The sequence below is a fragment of the Streptomyces sp. NBC_01549 genome (genome assembly GCF_026339955.1).
In the GTDB taxonomy this organism is placed as follows: Bacteria; Actinomycetota; Actinomycetes; order Streptomycetales; family Streptomycetaceae; genus Streptomyces.
In genome coordinates, this window is record NZ_JAPEPW010000002.1 from 585,457 (window position 1) to 607,578 (window position 22,122).

A 22,122-nucleotide genomic window follows, 5' to 3' on the forward strand; every position below is an offset into this window, starting at 1 on the left:
CGGCGAAGAACATGGCAGGCAAGTCAGGAAAGGGCGGCGCGGGCAAGAGTCTGGTGAGGGCCACGCTGGCCATTCACGAGCCGCCCATCGGTCGCAGCACCACTCCGGGCGGGTTGATCAAGACGTTCAACTTCGACTTCAACCCCTCGACGCTCTCGCTGAGCCGTCGCGCCCGCTGGAAGACCACCCCGACCGCGGCCGTACGGGACGGTTCCCTCCCGGAGTTCATGGGGCCCGAGCCCCGCGAGATGACCGTCGAGATCTTCCTCGATTCGTCCGACGACCCGACCAGCAATTCGGTGCTGAAGAAGGTCGAGGCGCTGTTCTCCTGCTGCGAGGTGACGACGAAGAGCATCGCGGCGAAGCAGCCGTCCACTCCGTGGGTGGTGTTCCAGTGGGGGTCGTTCTCGACCGCGCGGTTCACCGCGTACGTCAGCTCGGTGGACGCCAGTTACTCCCTGTTCGGCACGACGGGCGTGCCGATCCGCGCCACCTGTCAGGTGCATCTGCACGAGATCCCCAGCAAGACCAAGGGGCAGAACCCGACGTCGGGCGCGCTGACCGCACAGCGTGTGCACCGGGTCGTCGCGGGCGACTCGCTGCAGTCGCTGGCGTGGCGGGAGTACGGGAACGCGGCGGCCTGGCGGGCGATCGCCGAGGCGAACGGCATCGACGACCCCAACCGGCTGTCGAACGGCGTCGAGCTCGTGCTGCCCGCCGCCGAAGAGGTGGGTTTCTGATGGTGCAGCCCTCGTACTCCAACGTCGTCCACGTGACAGTGGACGGCAGTCCGGTTCCGGAGAAGATCGCCTCCGACCTCGTCGGCTGCTGGGTCGACCTCGGGGCGGGGGTGCCGGCCGCGTTCCGGCTGACCTTCCGCGACCCGGACCGGCTGGTACTCGGTGAACTCGGCATCCAGTGCGGCACCCCGGTGACACTCGCGCCGGTCGCCGACGGCCAGGGCGCGGGCTCCCCGCTGCTGACCGGCGAGGTGACCGGCATGGAGACCGACTACGACGGCACCGGCACCTTCACCGTCATCCGCGGCTACGACATGGGCCACCGTCTGATGCGCCAGCGCAGGGTGGCCGCGTACCGCAATCAGACGGCCGCGGACATCGCGAAGAAGCTGGCCACGATGAACGGCATTCCGATCGGCAGGGGGAAGGGCGGCATCAAGCCCACCACGACGGTCTACGAGTTCATCAGTCAGGCCAATGTGACCGACTGGGACTTCCTCGCCCGCCTCGCCGACGAGAACGACGTGGTCATGTCGCTGGACTCCGAGGGGAGGTTCCAGTTCGCCAAGGCCGACCCGGCCTCCACCGCGCCGCCGACCAGCATGCCCGGCGACAAGAGCCCCTTCGTCCTGCAGGGCGGCGTCGACGTACTGCGCTGCCGGGCCGCGGTCACCTCCGCCGACCAGGTCGCCAAGACCGAGGCACGCGGCTGGAACGTCACGACGAAGAAGAAGCTCACCGCCACGTCGCCCGCCACGTCCAACGACGGCTTCGCCATCGGCACCACCCCGCAGAAGACGGCGAAGAAGTTCAAGACCGCCAAACTGGTCGAGACCGACACACCCTTCGACCGCCTGGCCGAGGTGAAGGTCGCCGCCAAGGCCCTCGCCGATGACGTGACCTCCTCCTTCGCCGAACTGGAGGTCATGGTGTTCGGCAACCCCAAGCTGCGGCCCGGTGTTCCGGTCACGCTGACCGACGTGGGCAAGCCGTTCGAGGGCAAGTACACGGTGACGTCCGTGCGGCATGTCTTCGGCTATGACGAGCACTACCAGACCTGGATCACCGTCAGCGGCCGCCAGTGGCGCTCCCTGTACGGCCTCACGTCCGGCGGGGGCACAGCCACCGCGCCGAAGCTGCCGAGCGTGGCCAACGCCCTGGTGACGAATGTGCAGGACCCACTGAAGCAGGGCCGGGTCAAGCTCCAGTTCCCCTGGCTGGACGACGCCTACGAGAGCGACTGGACGCGGACCGTGCAGCTCGGTGGGAAGGGCGGCGGCGGGGTGTTCCCGTTCGACGTCGACGACGAGGTGCTGGTGGCCTTCGACCGCGGCGCCCTGGACCACCCGTTCGTCATCGGCGGCCTCTACAACGGCAAGGACAAACCGACCGTGGTCAGTGACGTACCGCTGCACGACGGGCTGAAGAAGCAGGCGATCCGGCACACCCTGTCCGACCGGAAGGGCAACCGGGTGGACCTGCTCAGCCAGCAGACCGGTGGCCGCAAGCAGGGGGTGCGGATCGCCTCCGGCAACGACAAGCTGATCATCAATCTCGATCGCACGAAGACCGAGATCACCGTGGACAGCAAGGGGTCCGTCACCATCAAGGGCAGCCGGTCGGTGTCGGTCGAGGCCGGCACCGATCTCACCCTGAGCGCGCGCCGGCGGCTGACCATCAAGAGCGGCGGCCCGCTCGACATCGAGGGCCGCGGGCTGGTCAACCTCAAGTCCCTCGGCGGTGCGGTCACCGTCGACGCGATGGGGGCGCTCAGCCTCAAGGCGGTGGGCGCCGCGACGCTCACCGCCGGCGGCAGCGTGCAGGTCAACTCCATCGCGAATGTGGGCATTCGGGCCATCACTCTCGCCTTGCAGGGTGTGGTGCTGGTCAACAACAAGCCGTATCCGCTGCCGTGATGGCCAGGACGTTCTTCAGGAGTAGGCGGGTGGCCCTCTGATGGCCGAGCAGTTCGTTGGATCCGGCTGGGCGTTCCCCATGCGCATCAGTCCCACCGGTGGCATCGCCCTGGTCAGCGGGGAGCGCGAGATCGAGGAGGCCATCCGGCTGGTGCTGGCCACCGCGCCGGGCGAGCGGCCGATGCGGCCCGAGTTCGGCTGCGCCATCCACGACCTGGTGTTCGCGCCGGTCAACGAGGCGACGGCCGGCCGGATCCAGCACGAGGTGTACACCACCCTGGACCGCTGGGAGCCACGGATCGAGGTCAACGACGTCGAGGTGACGGCGGGTCCGGACCAGGGCGTGCTCTTCATCGACGTGCGCTATTCGATCCGTGGCACCAACAACCCGCGCAGCCTGGTCTTTCCGTTCTACGTCATCCCCTCCCACGAGGAGCCCGACGCCCCCGGCGCGGGCAACTCCCTTGAAAGCGACCGCTGATGGCACTGCCCTCCCCGAACCTCGACGACCGCCGTTTCCAGCAGTTCGTCGACGACGCCAAGCGCTACATCCAGCAGCGCGCCCCCGAATGGACCGACCACAACGTGTCGGACCCCGGTGTCACCCTCGTGGAAACGGTCGCCCACATGGCCGACCAGATCGTCTACCGGCTCAACCGCGTCCCCGAGAAGAACCACCTGGCCTTCCTCGACCTCGTCGGCATCACCCTGTTCCCGCCCTCGGCGGCCCGTACGGACCTCACGTTCTGGCTCTCCGCGCCGCACGAGGAGCCCATCGTGCTGCCGGTCGGAACCGAGGCCGCTACCGTGCGCACCGAGAACGAGGAGGCCGTTGTCTTCGCGACCGAGCGTGAACTGACCGTGGTTCCCTGCTCGTTGCGTCGTCTCGTCGTGCAGCAGAGCGGTGGCGCGGTCACCGACCGGACCGCCGATCTCGCCGAGGGCAAGGACGTGCTGTGTTTCGCGGAGTCGCCGAGCCCCGGTGACTGCATGCTCCTCGGCCTCACCTCCGCCGTTCCGCACTGCGCGCTGGGCCTGGAGCTGGACAGCCGGGTCGACGGTGTCGGTGTCGATCCGCGCCAGCCGCCGCTGGTCTGGGAGGCGTGGACCGAGGACGGCTGGGCGGCCTGCGAGGTCGACCGGGACGGCACCGGTGGTCTGAACCGGCCCGGTGAGGTGGTCCTGCACGTCCCGGGCGGCCACACGCTCTCGCGCACCGGCGGCCAGGAGGCGGGCTGGGTGCGCTGCCGGGTCACCGAACCGCTGTCCGACCAGCCCTTCTACACCACGTCTCCGACCATCCGGTCCGCCGACGCGTTCACCCTCGGTGGGACCACCTCGGCCATCCACGCCGAGACCGTCCACGACGAGGCGCTCGGCGAGTCCACGGGTCTGCCCGGGCAGCGGCTGCGGCTCGCCCACTTCCCCGTCGTCGGCGACACCCCGCCGGTGCTGCTGCAGACCGCCGAGCGCGACGGCTGGGTGGACTGGGACGTCGTCCCACACTTCGCCGCGTCCGGTCCCACCGACCGGCACATCACCCTGGACGCGGCGACCGGCGAGATCGCCTTCGGGCCCGCCGTCCGCGAACCCGACGGCACGATGCGCCAGTACGGGACGGTGGCACCCAAGGGGGCCGTGATCCGCGCCCGCCGCTACCGCACCGGCGGCGGCCGGGCCGGGAACGTCGCCCGGGGTGCCGTCCAGGTGCTGCGCAGTTCGGTGCCGTACGTGGCCGACGTCGTCAACCGGGAGGCCGCCCGGGGCGGCGTCGAGGGCGAGACGGTCGAGGAGGCGAAGACCCGGGCACCGATCACACTGCGGGCCCAGGAGCGGGCAGTGACCCTGCGCGACTACGAGGAACTCGCCCGGCGCGCCGCCCCCGAGACCGCCCGAATCACCTGCCTGGAGGGCGAGGAGGGCGAGCACGGCGCCTACGCGGTCCGTGTCCTGGTCGTCCCGCAGGCCGTGCCCGACCCCGGCGGACGGCTGCGCTTCGAGCAACTCGTCCCCGGCGACGCCCTGTTGCAGCGCATCACCCGGCACCTGGACGAGCGCCGGCTGATCGGTACCCGGCTCGCGGTCGGCCCGCCCTTCTACCAGGGCGTCACCGTCGTCGCGACCGTGCACGCCTTCCGCGGGGTCGACACCGACCGGGTGCGCCGCCAGGCCCACGACGCGCTCTACCGTCATCTGGACCCGCTCACCGGCGGAGCGGACGGCACCGGCTGGCCGTTCGGCCGCCCCGTACAGGCCGGCGAGGTCTTCGCGGTGCTGCAACGCGTGCCCGGCGTCGAACTCGTCGACGCCGTGCAGCTCCACCCCGCTGACCCGCTGACCGGCAAGCGGGGCGACCCGACCGACCGGATCGACCTGGAAGCCCCTTCCCTGGTGTTCTCCTTCGACCATCGGGTCCGCGTCATCGGAGACGGCTCATGAGGGGCTCCATCGACGGCCTGGAGTCCTCGGCGCCGATCGGCGCGATGCTCCCCGCGGTCTTCGCCGACGACGACCTGGCGCTGCGCTTCGTCGCGGGGCTTGACGAGGTGGTCGCGCCGATCCTGCTGGCCCTCGACTGTCTGCACAGCTACTTCGACCCGGCGCTCGCTCCCGCCGACTTCGCCCGCTGGCTGGGCACCTGGGTCGGCGCCGAGGTCGACGGCACGGAACCGGACGCGCGGCTGCGCGCGGCCGTCGCCGCCGCCGCGTATCTGCATCGCGTACGAGGCACCCGCCGCGGCCTGTCCGAAGCGATACGTCTCGCCTTCGGTGTCGAGCCGGAGATCAGCGAGAGCGGCGCCGCCGCCTGGGACCCGCGTCCGCTCGGCCCGGTCCCCGGCGACCGCCGCCCCCGGTTGCACGTCACGCTGCGGCTGCCCGACCCGACCCCGGCGGACGAGTACCGGCTGGAGAACCTCGTGGCGGCCGCCCGTCCCGCCCACATGCCCTACACGGTCCAGGTGACCGCCGCCGAAAGGATCCCCGAGAAATGACCACCCAGACCCCAGGCACCGGCCCCGGGCGTGCCCCGGCCTGCGCCGAATGCGGCACCCGGGCGGAGCCCGGACAGTCCTTCTGCGACGCCTGCGGCGCGGTGCTCGACTGGGCCGGGGACCCGGCTCCGGCGGGGGTCGCCGCCCGGACTCGTCGTCCCGCGGCCGCCGACGAGGCGGCGCCGACGGCGGGCGACCAGGGCTCCCGGGCGGCGGGATCCGCCGGGCCGGCCGACGGCGAGCCGGGCTGGGACGCGTTCGCACGACCGGGCGCCGGTACGGGGACGGCTCGTACGGCGCACGACACGGCGGGCTCCATCGCGGAGGCCGACACCGTGGGCGCCGACAGGGCGGCCAGCGTGCGACCCGCACGCGACCCGCACGAGGACGATGCCGTCGGCAGTGGACCGGACGCGTCGGCCCCCGGTACTCCGGTATCCGGTACGCCCGTATCCAGTACGCCCGTATCCAGTGAAGCGGCGGATCCGAGCCCGATGAGCGACGACACCGCGCGTCCCCACCCGGCCCCCGTCGCCTCCCACGGCTCCGTTCCCGCCGCTCCCGCGCGGGCGGACGAGACCGCGGCCACCGAGCCGCTGCCGTCCGCCGCCCCCGACCGGGACGCGGCGGCCGAACGGGCCAGGTCCCTGCTGGTGCCGGTGGCGGACCCGGAGCCGCGGATCGCGCCGTCGGTGGCGCCCGTGCTGCCGGGCCGCCCCGTGGCCAACCGCCCGCAGGTGCGCACCCCGGTCGCGGAGCCCGGTGCGGACGGGGGTGTGCTCTGCCCCTGGTGTGCCACGCCCAACCGGCCGGACCGGCACTTCTGCGGGCGTTGCGCGCTGTCCATGGCCGGGGAACGGCAGACGCCGGGACGGCTGCCCTGGTGGCGTCGGGTGCTCAACTCCCGCAACGGGGAGGTGCCGTGGGCCGGGGACCGGCCCCGACTGCGGCGGGGCTTCGGACGCGTCATGAACTGGGTGGTCGGCGCGGTGGTGCTCGGCCTGCTGGTGTTCGCCGCGATGAACACCGGCACGGCCGTGCAGGCGGTGAAGGACCACTTCGCCAAGCGGGTCCCGGTCGGCCCCGACCACGTGAAGGCGTCCCGTTCCTTCCCCGGCCACGGCGCGGGGCTCGCCTTCGACAAGCTCAACAACACCTGGTGGGGACCGGGCGTCGCGCAGTCCGGGGACGGCGAGTGGCTCGAGGCCCGGTTCGAACAGCCCACCCGGCTGCTGGACGTGATCATCACCTCGGGCACCTCCAACCACGCGGACCAGCTCACGAAGTCGGCGCTGCCGCACCGTATCGAGGCCCGGATCACCACGGCGAACGGCAAGACGACCACCCGCTTCCTCACCCTCGACCAGGTTGCGGGCGGTCAGCAGCGTAAGTTCCGCGTGGGTGATGTCACAGCGGTCCGTTTCATCATCCGCTCGGCCTACGGCGCCGCCGGGGACAAGCAGGTCTCCATAGCCGAGATCGAGTTGTTCGGTCCGTCGAGCGCCAACGACTCGTAGGGACACCGAGGGCCAGTGGGGAAGGTGCCATTCCATGGTCAGGTGCTTCCGGTTCTGGCCGAACTGGGAGGATGAGTCCCGCGGTCCCGCCGCGGCCTTACCGTAGAGGGAAGGCACCTGACCCGAGGAGAAGCACCACCTGTGCACGACGCACCGATCTACGCCCAACTGATCTCCGAACGAGGGGACATACCCCTGCAGGTCCGCAACGAGGCCCGCAGGATCCAGCGCGAACTCGAATGGATCCTCAACAGGGATCCCTCGTCGGGCGGTCTCCTCCCGAGGCCACCCGGCACTTCGGGCCCCAGCCCTCGCGCTCTGCCCCCGTCCCTTCCTCCCGGGAACAGCTCCACCGGATGGCTTTCCTGACGGCACATCAATTCCGGTGTATGGCTCGGGTGGGAGCGTGCCGCCGTCCCCAGGGAACGGCGGCCGCTTCACTCCGTCACTCGTCCGTCGCCGCACCGAACCGGGCGCCCGCGCCGTCGCGGTGCGGGGAATTCCGATCAGGTCGTCGAGGACGGGCCGCCCTCGGGCTCGTTCCCGTCGCTGCCCTGTTCCGGGGTCCGCCGGTAGCTCTGGAGCTCCAGCAGCCCTTCCGTCTTCTCCGAACGCCCCCCGGACTTCTGGTCGCCCGCGTTCTGGCCGTTCAGGTTCTGGCGGACCGAGTCCAGGATGGTCAGGCCCTGCGCGACCAGCCCCGCGGCGATCTCGCCCAGGCCGTCCGCGCCGTTCAGGACGTTGACGTTGGCGCCGGCGAGACCGCCCGCGGCCTCCTTCACGATCAGCGGGAGCTGGTCGATCAGCATCCGGTCGAGCGCCACGCGGTCGTGTGAGGCGGCGGCCTCGGCCTGGATCTTCATGCGTTCCGCGTCGGCGATGGCGAGCACCTTGATCCGCTCCGCCTCGGCCTCGGCGGGCTTGACGATCTCGGCGACGAGCTGCTGCTGGCGCAACTGAGCCGCCCGCTGGGCCAGTTCGGTCTGCGCGGCGAGCACCTCCTGCTGGGCGTGGGCCTGCGCCAGCGGTCCGGCCTGGGCGGCCTGCGCCTGCGCGCGGTCCACCTCGGCCGAGTACTCCGCCTTCACGACCGCGGTCTGCCTGGCGTACTCGGCCTGGTTGCGCGCGGCCACCTGCTCCGCTTCGACGGACGCCTGGGTGGCCTGGGCCTGCGCGATCTGGGCCTGCCGCTGGATGGCCGCCTTGTGCGGTGCGGACATGGCCTCGATGTAACCGACGTCGCCGTCGTCGATCGACTGGATCTGCAGCGAGTCCACGATCAGGCCGATCTTCGCCATCTCGACCTTCGAGGTGTCCAGGACCTCCGCGGCGAGCTTCTGCCGCTCCGTGACGATCTCCTCGACGGTCATCGAGCCGATGATGGCGCGCAGATGACCGGCGAAGATCCGGCCGGTCAGCACCGACATCTGGTCCTGGTCGGAGAGGAACCGCTGGCCGGCGTTGATGATGCTCTCGTGGTCATTGCCGACCTTGAACGCGATCACGGCGCGGACGTGCAACGCGATGCCCTGCCGGGTCACACAGGTCTCGGTGACCTCGGCCTCGCACATCGACAACGTGAGGAAGCGGGTCTTGCGAAAGACGGGGAGCACGAACTTCCCATGCCCCGTCACCACCCGGAACGGCGCGCCCCCCAGTCCCCGCCTGCCTCCCGAGATCAGCATCGCCTCGTCGGGAGCGGGAACGCGGTAACCGAACATCCTGTTTCTCCTTAACCGGCGTCGACGGAATCGCCGTCCAACGCGTCCAGCGGATCGACCCAGCGGATGACGTCGACCTCACGGCATCCTCTGGATTCGACCACGAGCACGGTCGCCCCTATCGGCAGGGGCTCCTGCGACCAGGCGAGGAAGGTCTCGGATCCACCTCTGACCCGCACGAGTATCTCGCCGGGACCGGCGGTTCCCCGTGTGCCGATGAGCAGCTCCCCGGTACAGCCGATCACGGCCTCGTCCTGCACCACTGTCGGCCGCCTCCCCATTGCTCTGGTTCTGCTTCCGACCTTAGACCTCCCCCACCTCGGACGCCTACGCTCCCGTCGCCGCCGGTGTCACGCCCCGCGTGCGGACGCTCAGCTCTTGGTGAACCGGTAGGTCTTGCTGTCGGTCAGGACGCAGAAGCCGGGCGACACGACGATCACGCGCAGTGTGCCGGTGCGCCGGTCGTAGTCGATGCCCTCGGCCTCGAAGGTGCCCGAGCAGGAGCTGCGCAGCGGGAGCTGACGCAGGGCGGTGACATGGCCCGTCACATCGCCGCTGCCACTCGGTGCGGCGGACAGGTCGATCTGCAGCAGCGGCTTGGTGATGCCGAAGAGGCTGCCCTCCGGGTCGTCGGAAGAGCACAGCAGCTGGGTCGCGGTGACGAAGTCGCAGCCCTGCACGTCACGGACGGCGTGGTCGAGGTTGATGGTGGAGGCCTGCGGGAGGTTGGCCGAGGGGGAGGTGCTCGCGTTCACGCCGGGGGTCGGGAACACCAGCAGCCGGTTCATCGTGCCCCACTCCCCCGACACCATCCACTGGCCGTCCGGGGAGATGGCGTCGAAGGAGTTGTTCAACGCCTCGCCGGGGCTCAGCGCATGGACGTACTCCGACCAGGCACCGCCGGGCGCCTGCACCCGGAACATCTTGGAGCTGCCGGAGTCGCTCTGGTACGGCTCGACGTAGTAGCCGTTGTAGGAGGCGTCCGGGTCGCCGACGTGGTTCCAGCCACGGCTACTGACGCCGATCGGGATGGTGCCGATCCCGGTGTAGTGGTTGGGGCTGCCGGCCGGAACCTCGACCGAGGTCAGGCCCTGGCTCTCGGTCAGCGGGTCGGCACGGTCGGAGCCCACCTCGGTCCAGGTGTCGGCGGCCGCGGCGGGCGTGGTGGCGGAGACGGACAGCACGGCTGCCGTAGCGAGGGTGACGAGACCGGCCAGGACCGTGTGACAACGTTGCCGGGCGGGCATGCGCATGAGGTGCTCCTCGGTGGGGGGTGCGGTTTCGGCGCACAGCCTGGCCCGTCAACTGCGGTCATGTACAGACCAATATAGGAGCGTTGACCGTCAACTCACCCACCGGACGACGGCAGTTACCCGCCTCGTCCTCTACACCCTTGTCACCGCGCCGAGTTCCGTACGGACTCGGGACCCCGCGCCGATCGCCACCGCGCGGCTGCCCGACCGGGCCCGTACGACCCGGATCGGCTGCCCGCCGACCGGCGGCTCCGCGGCGAGCGTGGCGCTGATCGACGGTTCGAGGAGGTTCCAGGCCCTGCTGACCCCGCCGCCGATCACGCAGGTCGTCAGGTCCATCAGGCCCGCGGTGATCAGGATCGCGCGGGCGACCCCCGCCCCCGCGGCCTCGTGCACCGCCAGCGCGTCGCGGTCGCCCTCGCCCGCCGCCTCGGCGACGCCCCGGGCGGTCAGGGAGCGCGCGGTGATCGACCAGCGGGCATTGGCCGTAAAGCGGATCGACTGACGGCTGTCCTTGCGGGACTTGAAGCAGGGTGCACCGCTCTTCGCGCCCTTCCGCTCGCCCTTGAGGGAGGCGAAGAAGTTCCGGTACGCGGATTCCGCGGCGCGCAGCGACTGCTGGAGCACCACAGCGCAGACCTCGGCCAGCCGGGACCGCTCCACCGTCCGCTTCGCCTCGGTGACCAGCTTCCTGGACAGCTCGCCGGCCGCCGGGAAGGCTGCGCCCACCTTCCGGGCTTCCTCACGGGCGCGCACCGCGTCGTTGAACACGACGCGCGCACCCGCCGCCCTGGCCGGCGCGAGGCGTTGGCCCAGCTCCGGGTACAGCCTGAAGGCGTACCGAAGCTGCATGCGGTGGTCGTACGAACGAGCGCTGCCCGCTACCAGCGGGAACGTATGTACGACCGATACCTCCCGCGCGACGGGACCGCTCACCATGACCGAGATGGTCCACGCGGTCCGACACGGGGACCGGGACGCCGGGACCGGGGTTGTCCTGCGGGTCGGGAGCGTGTACGTGATCCTCATCGTCGTGGTCAAGATCGGATATCTGGAACCGGAACTGTTCGACATGTCCGTCGGCTGGAAGATGGCGCTCACCCCGGGCGGCGTCGACCAGGACCTGCTCCGGCTGGGCCACCGCCGTATCCGCCGCCCCGTGTTCCCGTTCGACCCGGAGATGCCCGACCCGGACCTCACGGCCCGGATCATCCCCCCGTCGAACACCCCGCTCGACGGGGCGGACGAGTAGCCCGTCGGCGGCCCGCCGGGCAGGGGAAGACCTGCCCGGCGCGGCTCGACGGTCAGCCCCTCAGGTGTTCGTGCAGGTGTTCCCCACGGCCGGGTTCAGCAGGCTCAGCAGGTCGATGGAGTTGCCGCAGAGGTTGAGGCCGAGGTCGACGGGGATCTGGATGACGTTGCCGGACAGGACACCAGGACTGTTCGACGCGACACCGACCGGGTTGGGGTCGGCGGCGGCAGCGGTCCCGGCGGTGGCCAGCAGGGCCACGCCCGCCAGCCCGGCGGCAGCCATCAGACGAATACGCATTACATGCTCCGATCATTCGCAGGGGTGCGAGTGCTTCCACCATCACCTCCGCCGCCGACGACCGACATTGTTGTACGTCCGAATGGGGCGCGGGCGCCCCGGACCCTCCCCGAGCCGCGTCCGGACGGGGTGTGTCGCGCGGGGTGCGCGGAATGCCCGTAGCGTGAGAACAGGTCAGGTGGAAGAGGGAGAGATCATGCCAATAAGCCAGCCCGATTCGCCCGTGCCGTCCGACGACAAGGCGACCCCCGACACGCTGCTGCACACCGGCTCCGAAGGCCCCGTGACCGCCGAGGACATGGTGCTCGCCGCGGGTCGCGACCTCAGTCCGAAGAACCTCGCCTGGGCCGAGCGCAGGCTGAGGGAGGACGGACCCACAGCCATCGAGAGACTGCTTCCCTAGAGCTCCGACTTGATCCGCCGGACAGGCACCCAGCCCGCCGGTTCCGCTTGACCGGCTCCGATGCGGCGGAGCCGGTCAAGGACGTGCGGACAGCGGGGTCGGTCAGGAGGCGGGACACTCCTTCCAGGCCAGGTGGTAGACGGTGCTGATGTCACCGTCCGTGGAGTCCATGGTCATGAAGCTGGTGCTGCCGGGAGTGGACGTGCCCGCGTTGACGCGCAGCTCGGTGTTGATGTTGAAGTTCCGCTGGACGCCGCAGGGCGCCCACACCAGCTGGGCCCAGTCGGTGACGTCAGTGGCCTGCCAGTTGTCGTTGTAGGGGCCGCGGAAGGGGTGGGTGATGGCCGCCGTGCTCGACGAGCCCTGGAAGTAGTACGAGGCCTTCTCGGTGCTGTTGGCACCGGACTGGAGTGCGGCGAACCCGCGGTAGTCCGCGCTGGCGATGGCGTACGTGAAGCCCTGCGGCACGTGGACGATCAGGTTGAGCTGGCAGTTCTTGCGGAAGGCGGTGGGGTCGGAGGAGCCCCCGACCTGGGCGAGGTAGTCGCTGTAGGTGACTGTGAAGGCCGTGTTGTCGGGGGAGACCGCGACGGCGGCGGTGCCCTGCGGGCAGCCGGAGCCGTTCACGGTGGCGACCTTGATGACGATCCTGTCCGGGGGCGGGTCGACGATCCCGGAGGACGGGTCCGACCCTGGTAGTGCGGTGGCGAACAGGGCGGCTATCGCGCCACCCAGAAGCATCCCACCAGCCATGGTGCTCCAATCCGTTGCGTTGGTGTCTACGGCGGTACGGATCGTGTGCCGCCGTGAATTGGGGGGTGCGGCGCCTCACGCGGACGTGCGGCGCCGTCGCAGACCAGTGCGTTGGATCAAGCGTGGATCGTTGAAGCATGTACATGACAAGCTCATATCCGTGCGACCCCTGCCTGTGAAGGAGCTGTGAAGGCCGGGGTCGACCGCATCGTATGTACGCCCGTCACCGTTGGGCAGGGCGATCTCCGGCCATTCAGCCCGTACGTCCGTAGCGCCCGTCGAGGGTGCCGGAGCCCACGGTGTGACCGGCCAGCGCGCGGCGTACGGCGTCGACCGTGGCGCCTGCGGGAAGGTGCAGCCTGGTGTCGGCGGCGAGAACCGAGAAGACGTAGTGGTGGGATTGGCCGGCGGGCGGGCACGGACCGCCGTAGCGGCGCTGTCCGAAGCCGTTGCGGCCCTGCACAGCCCCTTTCGGGACGGCGCCCTCCGCCAGTGTCGTCCGGTGCGGGTCGACGCCCCACATGAGCCAGTGCACGAAGGTGCCGGACGCCGCGTCCGGATCCTCTGCCAGCACGACCAACTCGGCCGCGTCACCGGGCACACCGGACAGACGCAGCGGCGGGGACACGTTCGCGCCGTCGCAGGTGAAACGGCGTGGGACGGTGCCGCCGGCCGCGAAGGCCGGGCTCGTCACCGTGATCGCCCTCGAGACCCCCGGTGTCGGCGCCGCGGACACGGCCGGCGCCCCTGCGGCTCCCCCGCAGCCCGCGGCAAGCGCCACCACGGCTGCCGTCACGACACTTCCGAGCCAGTTCCCACGGCGCATGTCCGTCACGTTAGCGCCGGAGGTTCGGCCCGCGTCGGCAACCCGGCCGTGGGCCGTCGCGCCCCGACACTCGGTGGCGCGCTCGGCTAATCCCGCGCCGCCTCACCTCTCCCCGCGCGCCCCTGCGACACTGAAGGGCATGGAGCCCCGACACCTCAGAATCGGCCGCCGTCGCATCTGGATGCTCAGCGGGGCCTGCCTCCTCGTGCTCGGCCCGATCGGCTACTTCCTCGGTGGCTGGATTCCTCTCGCGGCACTCACCGTCTCCCTCCTGACGGCCACCGCCGTGGCCCACTGGAAGGCGGCCGCCTGGCTCGGGCCCGCCATCGCGCGGGGACAGCGGGAAAGCCGCCGGGACGTGGCGACGTTCTGCGTGGTCATAGCAGTCAGCGGCTACGCCCAGCCCCCGGCGCGGCCCGTCCCCACCGCCGAGGAACTGGCGGCGCTGCGTCTGGAGGCGTACCGGGCCGCGGCGGACGACGACCTCGCCGAGGATCTCCGGGGCCTCGCGGCCGACGCGCTGGCCGCCGCCGACACCGCGCACACCGAGGACACCCCGGTGGCCTGGCGAGCGGCCCGCGCGAGCGCGGAGCGGCTGGCGCACTCCGCCCAGGAGGGCAACCCGTACGTACGCCAGCTCCTCATCCAGTGGGTCGAGGGCAACCCGGCCGCCGACCGCTAGGACCTGGTCACCGAACTCCCCCAGGGGTCGTCACGCTCACTATACTTACGGTCTGACCTTTGTTATGTTTCGCAGATCAAAGCTGCGGAGGGGTCCCACATCGTGGACTTTGAGCCGACCGAAGATCAGGAAACCATCCGCAAGGCAGTCGTCGGGCTCCTGCGTGACTTCGACGACCGGTACTGGATGGAGAAGGACCGGGACCACCGGTTTCCCGAGGAGTTCTACGCCGCCGTCGCGAACGGCGGATGGCTGGGACTCACCATTCCGGAGGAGTACGGCCGTCACGGTCTCGGCATCACCGAGGCCACGCTGCTGCTCGAGGAAGTGGCGCGATCCGGCGGCGGGATGAACGCCTCGAGCTCGATCCACATGTCGATCTTCGGAATGCAGCCCGTGGTGGTGCACGGCTCCGAGGAACTCAAGCGGCGCACGCTTCCCCGTGTCGCCACGGGCGATCTCCACGTCTGTTTCGGAGTGACGGAGCCGGAGGCCGGCCTGGACACGACGAGCATCACGACCTTCGCCCGGCGGGACGGCGACCACTATGTCGTCAACGGCCGCAAGGTGTGGATCTCCAAAGCCGTGGAGTCCGAGAAGATCCTGCTGCTGACCCGCACCACGAAGGTCGACGAGGTCGCCAGGCGGACCGACGGGATGACGCTGTTCCTCACCGACCTGGACCGCGACAGGATCGACGTCCGCCCCATCCCGAAGATGGGCCGCAACGCCGTGACCTCGAACGAGTTGTTCATCGACGAGTTGCGCGTCCCGGTCGAGGACCGGGTGGGCGAGGAGGGCCAGGAGTTCCGCTATCTCCTCGACGGACTCAATCCGGAGCGCATGCTGATCGCCGCCGAGGCACTCGGGATCGGCAGGGTGGCGCTGGAGAAGGCCGTGAGCTACGGCAACGAGCGCGTGGTGTTCGGCAGGCCGATCGGCATGAACCAGGCCATCCAGTTCCCGCTCGCGGACTCCCTCGCCCGGCTGGACGCGGCCGAGCTGATCCTGCGCAAGGCGACCTGGCTCTACGACAAGGGCCGGCCGTGTGGGCGCGAGGCGAACACCGCCAAGTACCTCTGCGCGGACGCCGGGTTCACCGCCGCCGACCGGGCCCTGCAGACCCACGGCGGTATGGGTTACTCCGAGGAGTACAACGTGGCCCGCTATTTCCGCGAGGCCCGTCTGATGAAGATCGCGCCGATCAGTCAGGAAATGATCCTGAACTATCTGGGATCGCACACTCTGGGAATGCCGAGGAGCTATTGATGGCCGACAACACCGGTCTGTTCGATCTCAGTGGACGATCAGCCCTGGTCACCGGAGCCGCGGGCGGCATCGGTTCCGCGGTCGCCGAGGCGCTGGCACGCGCCGGGGCCGCTGTGCTCGTCACCGACGTCGACGGGGCGGCGGCCGCGGCGGTCGCCGAGAAGATCTCCGCGGCCGGCGAGCGGGCGGACAGTGCCGTGCTGGACGTACGGGACCGGGCGTCCGCCGACGCGGCGGCGGCCCGGGCGGCCGCGCTGACCGGCGGGAAGCTGCACATCCTCGTCAACAACGCCGGAGTCATCGCACCGGACATGTTCGAGAACCTCCAGGAGGAGGCGTTTCGCCGGATCGTCGACATCCACCTGATGGGCGCCTTCCACTGCGCGCAGGCCGCGCTGCCGTTCCTGCCCACCGACGGTACGGGGCGGATCATCAACGTCACCTCGTCGGCCGGCATCGTCGGCACTCTCGGCCAGGTGAACTACTCCGCGGCCAAGGCGGGCATCATCGGCCTGACGAAGTCCCTGGCGCGTGAGCTGGCACGCAAGCAGATCAAGGTCAACGCGCTGGCGCCGCTGGCCGCGACGGCGATGACGGAGACGATCCGCACCAACAGGAAGTTCGCGGAGGCGATGCTCGCCCGGATCCCCCTGGGGCGCTGGGCCGCGCCCGAGGAGATCGCCGGAAGCTTCGTCTTCCTCGCCTCGGACGCCGCCTCCTTCGTCACCGGCCAGGTGCTGCCCGTCGACGGCGGCATGGTCATGTGACCCGCGGCCGCGGCTCGGGGTGGCCATGGGCATCCGTACTATGCTGAATGGTTCAACCAAAGCAGTGGCATCGGTCCCAGGAGTACGTACATGCCCGGTAGGTCTCACCCGCGCTTCGACGCCCTGACGGTTCCGAAGGCATCGGACGTTCTGGCGTCGGAGGTACGTGAGCGCATTCTCTCCGGCGAGTTCACCGAGGGCATGGCGCTGCCGCCGGAGCGTCAACTGGTCGAGCAGACGGGGCTGAGCCGCGCCACCGTACGGGAGGCGCTGCGGATTCTCGAGGTCGAGAAGCTGCTCCAGATCAGGCCGGGCCGCGGCGGCGGTGCCTTCGTGCACCGGCCGGGCCGTGAATCGCTGGCCAGTACGGTGCAGTTGGTCATCCGGGGGCAGCGGATCCGGCTGGAGGCGCTGCACGAGACGCGGGAGGCCATCGAGCCCACGTGCGCCGCGCTGGCGGCGGTGCGCCGCACCGACCGCGATCTCGCCGAACTCGACGCCGCCCAGCGGGATCTCGTCGAGGCGGGGGACGACATCCCGCGCTTCCTGCGGGCGAACATCGACTGGCACAGCGCGGTGGCGAGGGCCAGCGACAACGAACTCCTGATCGGGTTCATGAGCGCTCTCTCGCAGTCGATCTACGCCGCCACGAACCTCGAACAGTTCATGGACGCCGAGATCCGCGCGATCACCGCCCGCGCCCACGCCAAGATCACCGAGGCCATCCGCGACCAGGACGGCCCGGCGGCGATGCGGCGCATGTCGCGCCATGTGTGCGGGTTCGCCGACGCGGCCGCGCGGGTGGACCGACGGGGCCAGGTGGAACCGTCCGGGCCGACGGAGGACTGACTCCCGCGAGCTCAAGGCGGGCCCTTCCGGATCATTGCTCAAGGCAGGCCCTTTCGGATCATTGACGGCCATTCGGTCTGACCTTTAATATCATCTGAGGTTGGGGCGACTGAGGCACTGGAGATGGGATCCCCATGGACGAGGTCAGCTCCGTCATCACCGTCGAAGCGGACGGCGACATCCGGATCGTCACGCTCAACAGGCCCGAGCGGCTGAACGGTGTGACCGAGGAGCTCCACCGCCGGCTGGCCGACGTCTGGCGGGAGTTGGCGGACGATCCCGACGCGCGGGCCGTCGTCCTCACCGGCGCGGGCCGCGCGTTCAGCGCGGGCGGCGACTTCGACCACCTGCGGCGCCACCACACCGATCCGGAGCTGCGCGAGCGGTCGATCCGGCTCGACCGCACCATCCAGACGGCGATGATCCGCTTCTCGCTGCCCGTCGTCGCGGCGGTCAACGGCCCCGCGGTCGGGCTGGGTTGCAGCCTGGCGCTGGGCTGCGACCTGGTCCTGATGGCGGAGGACGCCTACCTCGCGGACCCCCATGTCTCGGTCGGCCTGGTGGCGGGCGACGGCGGAGTGACCCTCTGGCCCCTGCTCACCAGCCTGCTCCGCGCGAAGGAGTACCTCTTCACCGGCGACCGCATTCCCGCCGCCACGGCGGTCGAACTGGGCCTGGCCAACCGCACCGTTCCCCCCGAGGACCTGCAGAAGGAGGCCCTCGCGCTGGCCCGTCGGCTGGCGGCCCAGCCGGCCGAGGCACTGCGCGCCACCAAGATGGCCCTCGCCGTGGTGGTCGAGCAGGTGTCGCGCGGCGGCATGGAGGCGGCGCTGATGGCCGAGCGGGCGACGATGACCAGCCCCGACCACATCCGGATCGTCGAGGAGCTGGCGTCCCGCGCCCGGCGACGATCGACCGGCGCCGAGGCCGAGGCCGAGGAGGACTGACGGTGGAGGCCGAGGAGTTCCTGCTCGTACGGGACATGTTCCGCACGCTGGCCGCGCGTTTCCGGATCGGTTCGGCCGACGAGGTGAAGCCGACCGCGCGCACCGCCGCGCAGGAGGCGCTGGGCGAACTGGGCCTCGCCGAACTGCGCCGCTCCTCACCTCCGGCCGCCACCGTCCAGGAGTGCGCCCTGCTCGCCGAGGAACACGGCCGGCAGCCCCTCACCACCTCCCTGCTCGGCACCGTGCTCCTCGCCCCCGAGTTGCTGCGGCTCCTCGACCGTGCCGAACCCCCGCCCCACGGCACGGCACCGACGATCGCCCTCGCCCACGATCTGCGCTTCCCGGACTCCGCTCCGGGCTCCTCGCCGTCCGGACTCCTCGCCTGGGACTGCGAAGGAGCGGACAGCGCCCTGTGCGTCACACCCGACGGGACCGTGACCGCCCTCGGACTCCGCGCGACCACACCGGGCATCGACCTCCTGCGCGGCATCCGTTCGGTGCCGTCCGAGCCGACGGCACGGTTCGTCGGCCGGCTCGAAGCAGAGCGGTACCGGCACTGGCAGGCCTACGCGCTCGTCATGGTGAGCAGTGAACTCGTCGGCGCGGCCGGGGCGTTCGTCCGGCTGAGCGTCGAGTACGCCCGGGAGCGCCGTCAGTACGGGAGGCCGATCGGCTCGTTCCAGGCGGTCCAGCATCTGCTCGCCGACGCGACGGTCCTCGTCGAGGCCGGTACGAGTGCCACCCGGTATGCCGCGTGGTGCCTGGACAACGAGTCGCCCGCGAGGGCCCTGACAGCCGCGCGCGTCGCCAAGGCCGAGGTGAACGCCTCCGCCCTCGACGCGGTATACACCGGCATGCAGGTCTTCGGCGGGATCGCCCAGACCTGGGAGCACATCGCGCACCTGTACCTGCGCAAGGTCCGCATGGGCCATGACGCTGGCGACGACGGCCGATCTCCTGACGACGCTGGCCCAGCCGGAGCTGACCCGATGACCGACACCCCCCTGGACTTCGGCGACCCCGCCGACCTCGACCGGCTGCGCCGCCGGTTCCGTGCCTGGCTGGCCGACCACCCGCTGCCCGAACGTCTCCCGGACGAGCCGGTCCCGGTCTTCCTCCACCGGTGGCACCGCCTGCTGTACTCGGGCGGCTGGGTGGGCCTCGACGTCCCCGTCCAGTACGGCGGCCGGGGCCTGAGCGCGCTGCACCAGGTCGCGATCAGCGATGAACTCGGGGCCTGTCACGCCCCCGGAGTCCCCCGGATCGGCTATCTCGCCCACGCGCTCCTGGAGTTCGGCTCCGAGGAGCAGCGCCGGCACTGGCTGCCGCGCATGCTCGCCGGCGACGACGTGTGGTGTCAGGGCTTCAGCGAGCCGGGAGCCGGATCGGACCTCGCGGGGATGAGCACGGTCGCGACCCCGCACGAGGACCACTACACCGTACGGGGGCAGAAGCTCTGGACCAGCTATGCGCAGTACTCCGGTCTGTGCCTGCTGCTCGCCAGGACCGACCGAGCGGCACCCGCGCACCGGTCGATCTCGGCGTTCGCCCTGCCGCTGGACCGGCCGGGAGTGACGGTACGGCCGCTCAGGGCGGCGAACGGCGACGACGAGTTCTGCGAGCTGTTCCTCGACGACGTACGCATCGCCCGGTCCGAGCGCATCGGCGCCGAGGGCGACGGATGGCCGCTGGCCATGACGACGGTGTCGTACGAGCGCAACGCCCTGGACACCGGTCACCTCTCGAAGTACGGGCTGCTCGTCGAGCGGCTGCGGCGTACCGCCCGGCAACGCCGGGGAGACCTCCCGGACGGGCTGCTGTCCGAGATCGGCCGGTGCTTCGTGGACTACGAGGTCCTGGTGGCGCACGCTCGGCGCCGCACCGCAGAGCGGCTGGGCGGGCAGGTCGCCGGACCGGAGTCGTCCATCGACAAGCTGCTGATGACCAGGACCGAGCAACGACTCCACGAGACGGCGCTCAAGGTCTTCCCCGAGGTACAACTCCGCGGCGGAGAAGTAAAAGACGATGAGCGAGGAGGGGCGGACGAGCTCTTCGGGGACTACCTCTATTCCAGAGCGGCGTCCGTGTACGGCGGAACATCTCAGATCCAGCGCAACATCATCGCGAAACGGATCCTGGGTCTGCCGTCCGGTAACTAGGGCCTGTCCGGCGGATCAAGTCGCAGGAAACAGGCGGCGCCTCATCGACGCTGGTGAGCGGGGCTTGGTGCGTGCAGCTGCAAGGCGGAGGAGGGAGTCGACGCGGAGCGTCGGCGAGTGACGACAACGCCGCAGATGGGCGTGCCAAGCCCCGCGTCTGCGGCATGATCCGCCGGACAGGCCCTAGGGCCTGGATCAGCGGGATTTCATGTCCGATGGGAGCTCACCCGTGCGATACGACGTCGAATACCGGAGTATTCCCCATGTGATCAGAGTTGCCGCCAAGCAATTCGCCGATGCGCCGGCTCTCGTCGACGAGAGCCGCCGGTGGAGTTTCCGTGAGCTGGAGCGGCAGATGGTCCGGGCCGTGAAGGCCGCTGTCGCGCTGGGGGTCGAGCCGGGGGACCGTGTCGGTCTGTGCGCTCCGAACTCCGCCGAGTGGATCGTGGCCGCGCTCGGCATCCAGGGTGCCGGGGGCATCGTGGTGCCGCTCAACACGAGGTTCAAGGCACCGGAGATCTCCTACATTCTGCGCAAGTCCGGGGCGAAGGCCGTCTTCGCCTCGTCCTTCCTCGGCAATGACTACATAGCCGGGCTGAGGAACGCCGATCCGGATCTGCCCGCGTTGCGCAGGACGGTGTCGATTCTCGGTCCCCAGGGGGCGGCGGACCTCGCGTGGGAGGACTTCCTTCGCTCGGGAGAGGCCGAATCCCCGTCCACGGCCCACGACTTGATCGACCGGCTGACTCCGGACGACGTGTCCGACGTGATGTTCACCTCCGGCACCACCGGTCATCCCAAGGGTGTCGTCCTGACCCATGGACAGTCCCTGCGCGCCTATGGCTGGATGTCCGAGGAATACACGTTCTCGCATTCGGACAGCTTTCTCATCATCCCGCCGTTCTTCCACTGCTTCGGTTACAAAGCGGGCTGGCTCGCTTCCCTGATCCATGGCGTGACGGTCATCCCCATGCGTACCTTCGACGCACGGCACGCGCTCGAGATCATCGGCCGGGAACGGGTCAGCATTCTCCTGGGGCCTCCGACCATATTCCAGGACCTGGTCAATCATCCGGACCGTGCCGCGTTCGACCTTTCCTCGCTGCGGGTGTCCATGACGGGCGGCACCGTCATTCCGGAATCGCTGATCCGCGCCATGAAGTCGGAACTGTCCTTCGACATCGTGATGAGCGCGTACGGGCTGACGGAGTCGACGGCGTTGGTGACGACCACCCGGATCGGGGACTCGGAGGCGACGGTCGCGCGGACCACGGGACGGGCCGTCCCGGACGTCGAGGTGAGCATCGTCGACGACCGGGGCCTGGCTGTTCCCACCGGACAGGACGGGGAGGTCCTGGTGCGCGGCTACAACGTCACGCGCGGGTACTGGGACGACCCGGAGGCCACCGCCTCGGCCATCGACGCCGAGGGCTGGCTGCACACCGGTGATGTCGGGCGCCTCGACGAGAGGGGGAACCTCTCCATCGTCGACCGCAAGAAGGACCTGTACATCGTCGGCGGTTTCAACGCCTATCCGGCCGAGATCGAGAAGTTGCTGCTCGGGAACGAGGCCATCGAGCAGGCCGCCGTCATCGGAGTGCCGGACGAGCGTCTCGGTGAGGTCGGCTGCGCCTTCCTCGTCGTGCGGCCGGGCCATCGGCTCACCGAGGCCGACGTCGTCGCGTGGGCGCGAGAACATGGCCAACTTCAAGGTTCCGCGGCATGTCCGGTTCGTCGACGCGCTGCCCCGTAACGCCAGCCAGAAGGTGCTCAAGGAC

Annotated in this window: 21 protein-coding genes and 1 pseudogene; 15 read left to right on the top strand and 7 right to left on the bottom strand. The window is 70.2% G+C overall.

Annotation, left to right across the window (positions count from 1 at the left end; all coding sequences use genetic code 11):
- The first annotated feature begins 11 nt into the window (after nucleotides 1-11).
- The 6 genes from OG819_RS37245 to OG819_RS37270 are packed head-to-tail and all read left to right on the top strand — an operon-like array spanning nucleotide 12 to nucleotide 7,166.
- A complete protein-coding gene (locus OG819_RS37245) occupies nucleotides 12-740 on the top strand; it encodes a LysM peptidoglycan-binding domain-containing protein (RefSeq protein WP_266633365.1) in 729 nt (242 codons plus the stop codon).
- Nucleotides 740-2,656: a VgrG-related protein gene (locus OG819_RS37250; RefSeq protein WP_266633363.1), complete on the top strand. Its 1,917-nt coding sequence runs from the start codon at nucleotides 740-742 to the stop codon at nucleotides 2,654-2,656. Before OG819_RS37245 ends, OG819_RS37250 begins: the two co-directional genes overlap by 1 nt.
- 40 nt (nucleotides 2,657-2,696) lie before the next feature.
- Nucleotides 2,697-3,137: a GPW/gp25 family protein gene (locus tag OG819_RS37255; protein ID WP_266653508.1), complete on the top strand. Its 441-nt coding sequence runs from the start codon at nucleotides 2,697-2,699 to the stop codon at nucleotides 3,135-3,137.
- The gene (locus OG819_RS37260; protein ID WP_266633361.1) at nucleotides 3,137-5,095 is read left to right on the top strand and encodes a putative baseplate assembly protein; all 1,959 of its coding nucleotides are present in this window, start codon (nucleotides 3,137-3,139) and stop codon (nucleotides 5,093-5,095) included. The genes OG819_RS37255 and OG819_RS37260 overlap by 1 nt, the downstream gene beginning before the upstream one ends.
- On the top strand, nucleotides 5,092-5,649 hold the full coding sequence (locus OG819_RS37265; protein WP_266633359.1) for a phage tail protein: 558 nt from the start codon (nucleotides 5,092-5,094) through the stop codon (nucleotides 5,647-5,649). The genes OG819_RS37260 and OG819_RS37265 overlap by 4 nt, the downstream gene beginning before the upstream one ends.
- Nucleotides 5,646-7,166, top strand: coding sequence for a zinc ribbon domain-containing protein (locus OG819_RS37270; RefSeq protein WP_266653510.1), 1,521 nt, complete (start codon nucleotides 5,646-5,648; stop codon nucleotides 7,164-7,166). The genes OG819_RS37265 and OG819_RS37270 overlap by 4 nt, the downstream gene beginning before the upstream one ends.
- Before the next feature lie 506 nt (nucleotides 7,167-7,672).
- Here the strand turns inward: OG819_RS37270 and OG819_RS37275 are convergent.
- The 4 genes from OG819_RS37275 to OG819_RS37290 form a co-directional block, all read right to left on the bottom strand.
- Nucleotides 7,673-8,887 carry a flotillin family protein gene (locus tag OG819_RS37275; RefSeq protein ID WP_266633355.1) on the bottom strand — a complete coding sequence of 405 codons (1,215 nt, stop codon included), beginning with the start codon at nucleotides 8,885-8,887 and terminating at the stop codon, nucleotides 7,673-7,675.
- A gap of 11 nt (nucleotides 8,888-8,898) precedes the next feature.
- Nucleotides 8,899-9,150, bottom strand: a complete 252-nt coding sequence (locus OG819_RS37280) for a hypothetical protein (protein ID WP_266633353.1) — start codon at nucleotides 9,148-9,150, stop codon at nucleotides 8,899-8,901.
- 108 nt (nucleotides 9,151-9,258) lie between these two features.
- The gene (locus tag OG819_RS37285) at nucleotides 9,259-10,140 is read right to left on the bottom strand and encodes a hypothetical protein (RefSeq protein WP_266633351.1); all 882 of its coding nucleotides are present in this window, start codon (nucleotides 10,138-10,140) and stop codon (nucleotides 9,259-9,261) included.
- A 132-nt stretch (nucleotides 10,141-10,272) separates the two neighbouring features.
- Complete coding sequence (locus OG819_RS37290; RefSeq protein ID WP_266653512.1) at nucleotides 10,273-10,992, bottom strand: ROK family protein; 720 nt, start codon at nucleotides 10,990-10,992, stop codon at nucleotides 10,273-10,275.
- A 73-nt stretch (nucleotides 10,993-11,065) separates the two neighbouring features.
- Here OG819_RS37290 and OG819_RS37295 point away from each other — a divergent pair.
- Nucleotides 11,066-11,392 (top strand): annotated as a pseudogene (locus OG819_RS37295) (MlrC C-terminal domain-containing protein); the annotation flags it as partial.
- A gap of 60 nt (nucleotides 11,393-11,452) precedes the next feature.
- Here the strand turns inward: OG819_RS37295 and OG819_RS37300 are convergent.
- Nucleotides 11,453-11,689: a chaplin gene (locus OG819_RS37300; protein WP_266589639.1), complete on the bottom strand. Its 237-nt coding sequence runs from the start codon at nucleotides 11,687-11,689 to the stop codon at nucleotides 11,453-11,455.
- A 196-nt stretch (nucleotides 11,690-11,885) separates the two neighbouring features.
- On the opposite strand from OG819_RS37300, the gene OG819_RS37305 reads away from it, so the two are divergent.
- Nucleotides 11,886-12,092: a hypothetical protein gene (locus tag OG819_RS37305; RefSeq protein ID WP_266424434.1), complete on the top strand. Its 207-nt coding sequence runs from the start codon at nucleotides 11,886-11,888 to the stop codon at nucleotides 12,090-12,092.
- Nucleotides 12,093-12,194: 102 nt separating this feature from the next.
- Here OG819_RS37305 and OG819_RS37310 read toward each other — a convergent pair whose 3' ends face one another.
- Together OG819_RS37310 and OG819_RS37315 are read right to left on the bottom strand one after the other, a co-directional pair.
- Nucleotides 12,195-12,845 (bottom strand): DUF4360 domain-containing protein, encoded by a 651-nt coding sequence (locus OG819_RS37310; RefSeq protein ID WP_266424437.1) that lies wholly within the window; start codon nucleotides 12,843-12,845, stop codon nucleotides 12,195-12,197.
- A 253-nt stretch (nucleotides 12,846-13,098) separates the two neighbouring features.
- Nucleotides 13,099-13,671, bottom strand: a complete 573-nt coding sequence (locus tag OG819_RS37315; protein ID WP_266633346.1) for a YbhB/YbcL family Raf kinase inhibitor-like protein — start codon at nucleotides 13,669-13,671, stop codon at nucleotides 13,099-13,101.
- A gap of 139 nt (nucleotides 13,672-13,810) precedes the next feature.
- Between OG819_RS37315 and OG819_RS37320 the strand changes: the two genes are divergently transcribed.
- The 7 genes from OG819_RS37320 (at nucleotide 13,811) to OG819_RS37350 (ending at nucleotide 22,097) form a co-directional block, all read left to right on the top strand.
- The gene (locus OG819_RS37320) at nucleotides 13,811-14,353 is read left to right on the top strand and encodes a hypothetical protein (protein WP_266633345.1); all 543 of its coding nucleotides are present in this window, start codon (nucleotides 13,811-13,813) and stop codon (nucleotides 14,351-14,353) included.
- 102 nt (nucleotides 14,354-14,455) lie between these two features.
- On the top strand, nucleotides 14,456-15,622 hold the full coding sequence (locus tag OG819_RS37325; protein ID WP_266653514.1) for an acyl-CoA dehydrogenase family protein: 1,167 nt from the start codon (nucleotides 14,456-14,458) through the stop codon (nucleotides 15,620-15,622).
- The gene (locus OG819_RS37330) at nucleotides 15,622-16,389 is read left to right on the top strand and encodes an SDR family NAD(P)-dependent oxidoreductase (RefSeq protein WP_266633341.1); all 768 of its coding nucleotides are present in this window, start codon (nucleotides 15,622-15,624) and stop codon (nucleotides 16,387-16,389) included. Before OG819_RS37325 ends, OG819_RS37330 begins: the two co-directional genes overlap by 1 nt.
- A 90-nt stretch (nucleotides 16,390-16,479) precedes the next feature.
- Nucleotides 16,480-17,238: a FadR/GntR family transcriptional regulator gene (locus tag OG819_RS37335; RefSeq protein WP_266633339.1), complete on the top strand. Its 759-nt coding sequence runs from the start codon at nucleotides 16,480-16,482 to the stop codon at nucleotides 17,236-17,238.
- A 134-nt stretch (nucleotides 17,239-17,372) separates the two neighbouring features.
- Nucleotides 17,373-18,185 (top strand): enoyl-CoA hydratase/isomerase family protein, encoded by an 813-nt coding sequence (locus OG819_RS37340; RefSeq protein WP_266653516.1) that lies wholly within the window; start codon nucleotides 17,373-17,375, stop codon nucleotides 18,183-18,185.
- Nucleotides 18,186-18,187: 2 nt separating this feature from the next.
- Nucleotides 18,188-20,344: an acyl-CoA dehydrogenase family protein gene (locus OG819_RS37345; protein WP_266653518.1), complete on the top strand. Its 2,157-nt coding sequence runs from the start codon at nucleotides 18,188-18,190 to the stop codon at nucleotides 20,342-20,344.
- Between the two features lie 265 nt (nucleotides 20,345-20,609).
- A complete protein-coding gene (locus OG819_RS37350; protein WP_323139399.1) occupies nucleotides 20,610-22,097 on the top strand; it encodes an AMP-binding protein in 1,488 nt (495 codons plus the stop codon).
- Nucleotides 22,098-22,122: the final 25 nt, after the last annotated feature.